At 39.2% G+C, this 3466-nt stretch carries 4 protein-coding genes and 2 pseudogenes; 1 reads left to right on the top strand and 5 read right to left on the bottom strand.

All coding sequences use genetic code 11. The features are described 5' to 3' along the window. The 5 genes and pseudogenes from GH808_RS14880 to GH808_RS15790 all read right to left on the bottom strand — a co-directional run. Positions 1-178, bottom strand: a pseudogene (locus tag GH808_RS14880) (IS110 family transposase); the annotation flags it as partial. 327 nt (positions 179-505) lie between these two features. After that, positions 506-781 carry a hypothetical protein gene (locus tag GH808_RS14875; protein ID WP_186843570.1) on the bottom strand — a complete coding sequence of 92 codons (276 nt, stop codon included), beginning with the start codon at positions 779-781 and terminating at the stop codon, positions 506-508. A gap of 501 nt (positions 782-1282) precedes the next feature. Then, positions 1283-1570 carry an NAD(P)H-dependent oxidoreductase gene (locus tag GH808_RS15230; protein ID WP_207722361.1) on the bottom strand — a complete coding sequence of 96 codons (288 nt, stop codon included), beginning with the start codon at positions 1568-1570 and terminating at the stop codon, positions 1283-1285. After that, a complete protein-coding gene (locus GH808_RS14865; protein WP_338000877.1) occupies positions 1548-2003 on the bottom strand; it encodes an MFS transporter in 456 nt (151 codons plus the stop codon). Before GH808_RS14865 ends, GH808_RS15230 begins: the two co-directional genes overlap by 23 nt. Positions 2004-2009: 6 nt before the next feature. Continuing rightward, a pseudogene (locus tag GH808_RS15790) lies at positions 2010-2126 on the bottom strand (MFS transporter); the annotation flags it as partial. A gap of 20 nt (positions 2127-2146) precedes the next feature. On the opposite strand from GH808_RS15790, the gene GH808_RS14860 reads away from it, so the two are divergent. Further along, complete coding sequence (locus GH808_RS14860; protein WP_186843569.1) at positions 2147-3220, top strand: transposase; 1074 nt, start codon at positions 2147-2149, stop codon at positions 3218-3220. Positions 3221-3466 lie beyond the last annotated feature (246 nt).

Here is a 3466-nt window from a genome sequence, read left to right as displayed (position 1 = left end):
GTTTCAGCCGCTCTTCTTCTTTTTTGAGAATGCCGAGCAGCTTGTTAAAACCGGCCGGATTGTGATCAATCCGAAAGGGCTTGCGAATCAGTGAGCCATTAGGCTCCAGCATGGCGACCACAGAAAATTCTGAGGAAACGTCAATGCCAACAATAAAATCATTTAAGAATTCAGACACAATAACACAACCTTTCTGTTTGAATCAATCAGAGCATCCACGAAAGAAGAACGCCAGACAACCTTGCATTTGAAACGGGTAACACCCGAGGGTGACCCAACCAGCTAAACATCGAATCGTCCTTGTGGAGTGACACGCTAATTCACGGATAAGTCCTTTAGTAAGAAAGGGATCCAGGGAGAACGCACATCTATCTCTCTGACAAAGCGATTATAGCATGATGTTTAAAGAAATCAAATCCTGGTGTCGCTGATTGATCCGAACAATAAGTTTAAAATTATCAAAGAACATTCGGGTTAAGTTTTGATCACTTACCCTATATGTATCTTACAAGGGTAGAAGTTCATCCACCTGCATCCCGTCAATTCCACCTGCACCCTTGTTTTTCTTCACCTGCTTATAGGCTAGGTTCAGATTATCTCGAGTTAGAATTTTCTCCAGCAGTCCATTCGTCTGCTCGTCTGTGTTGGTGATTTCGGTTTCAGTTATCTTTGGTGACGCACACACGTCTGCATATGTTTTCTGTTCCGCAGATATCTTCTGCAGCTCGCCTTCATTCTGAAGTTTTCTGTGTTTTATTTTTTCACCTTCAGTAATCTTCATTGATCTTCACCTCCTCTGGTTCAGCCCTTCCCTCGACAACTAGAATGTCTCGGTACTATGGCTTCGGCTGACTTCTCACGATAAATCTTATTTCAACCGTGCTTCATACTCTGTCTCCACACGTCCGTGAGATCTCCCCGGGTAAGAACGCAATCTTTCCTTCCATCCATCTGCCACATTTACACCATCACCTTCCGAGTAGTTTTGGGGCTTCAGTTTGTCTTGCAACCTTACCCAGTTGATGATGCCTGATGTGATTTCTGTTCGTCAGACCGGAAGTTTGCCGCCGGCTTCCTTCAGATTCCCCGTCGCCGGGGACACCCTTGCCTTGAGCTATGCACTTGGCACTACCTACCCGTGCTCGGGACTTTCACCCGTTAGATTGCGCCCATGCCGGGCGCACAACAAAAGATCTCAGAAACCATTAACGGTTTCTGAGATCTTTTGTTGTGATTTTTTCTCTGTTTTTTTTTACTTTGCCGGTGCCGGAAATTCGATATCCTAACTTAAAAGAGGAACCTCGCTAAAATCGATAATTTCGATATTTACTTTGTTTTTCAAATATTTTTCCGCCTCTTTTGCAAGCTGAAGATTATAAGACTCCTTCCTTAATGAGCCAACAATTGCCAAAATACTGATATTTCCCATTGATTCTCTGCCTCTTAAAAAATTCATTTTAAATATTAACAAGACGATTATTAAATCTCCTGCCCAATCTGAAAAAATGCTTTGCACAAGTGCGTGACGATATCTCATTTTTGCTCGTTCATTGCACATTTTTCTCTTCATGCAAGACTTCTTGCGGTGATTGATTTAATGCAATAATCAAAAACCCGGCAATTCCAATTCCCATTGTCACAAACCATGTCCACGATTCGGAAACGCCCCACAGTGCCCCCGTCACAGCGGCCCCCGCAAAGCTTCCAATATATTGAAAAGAATTGAAAATACCATTGGCCGTACCACGATAACTGTCCTTCGCAATATTGTTTACGTTGGTTGCCACGATGGTTGAAATAACAAGATAACCGCACATAAATAAGGTTGTTCCAAACAGCAGAAATAGATAGGATGACTTTTCAAAATATAAAATCAGGCTTAAAGCCGAAATCAAAAAAGATCCCATCAAAATCTGTTTATTAAAGCCCCTTTGGGTCCATCGGACCGCCAGTTTCATCACCATGATGGCAATGGCAATAGCCGGAACAAATACCTTCCACATTCCTGTTTCACCGGTAACCATGGTTAAGTAAATGGGAACCGCGTAAAAAACAGAGATCATCATATAATTGTTGATGAACGCGGACAAATTCATGACGATAAAGTTCTTGTTTTTTAAAAGGATTTTAATGTGCTTACTGTCTGGTGTACCTTGCTCCTGCTCATCGCTGTTTTTATGATCTACATTTTTATTTTACAATAAACATCATTGCAATCGACGGCACAAAACTTCGCGCCCAAAACAGTAAAAATCGTTGTGTAACCAAAAGCACCCTGGATAAAAAAATTGAATATGCAGATCAACAAATTATCTCATATATTTCAGAAATAGAAAAATCCGAAAATAAAAGTGATAGAAATTTAAAAGAACTGAAAGTTAAACTGGAAGATTATCGTACACTAAAAGAAAACTATAAAAAGCAACAGGCAGAGCTTACTGAAAAAGGTTTGGAACAACAATCATTGACTGATAAGGATTCTCGGAGGATGAAAAATAACGGACGACTGGATATTTGTTATAATGTCCAGACAACTGTGGATAGCAAAAATCATTTTGTCATCGATGCGGAAACAGTCAATGATATTAATGACGAAAATCAATTATCAAATATGGCTCTGAAAACGAAAAGTCTTTTAAAGAAAAGAAAAATGATGGTTGTCGCGGATACCGGCTATTATAATGCTACAGAAATAAAGCAATGTGTAGATAATAAACTGACGATATTTATAAAACGTTCAAAAGCAAATAATAAAAAAAAAAACAATGAATATCGAAAAGACAAATTTCTCTATGATACTGATCAGGATATTTATCAGTGCCCAGAAGGAAAAAAATTATATTTTTTCGAAAACACCTCAAAAAACGGGATGAAATATAAACGATATAAATGTGCTGATTGTAAGAATTGTCCCAAAAGATCAGCCTGCACAACGTCTGTTACTGGAAGAAGTGTTCAAAGATGGGAATACGAAGAGATACTGGATAAAGTTGCAGAGAACACCCTACTGAATAATGAGATCTACAAACAAAGGCGTAGCATCGTGGAGCATCCATTTGGAACCATTAAACGAACATTGGGATACACTTATTTCCTGAGAAGGGGATTGGATTCAGTTAATGCTGAATCCACATCCATGTTTATCGCTTATAATCTTAAGCGTCTGCTTAGCATGTTTTCAATTCCAGACTTGATACTAAAATTTAAAAGTTTGGCATAAAAATAAAGGGTATTTATCGAATTATACAGGCGGTCGACAGGTTTTTCTAGCAAATACTAACTGTGGAGGGCATTACTTGACCTGAAAATCTTATTTTTATCTATTTGTTAGACAGTCTGACGTGACACTCTCGCGTCATACGGCTCTTGTTATCCAATCGTTGGTTTAATACCCTTCTCCCAATGATAAAAGAGTCTAGGTTTTGAATTGGCTAAATGCGCTAACATTCGCCAAGCTCTTCTTTTG

The organism is Acetobacterium fimetarium (assembly GCF_014284475.1).
GTDB classification, from domain to species: domain Bacteria; phylum Bacillota; class Clostridia; order Eubacteriales; family Eubacteriaceae; genus Acetobacterium; species Acetobacterium fimetarium.
Note: the sequence above shows the minus strand (reverse complement) of the source record. Positions and strands in the feature narration are given on the sequence as shown.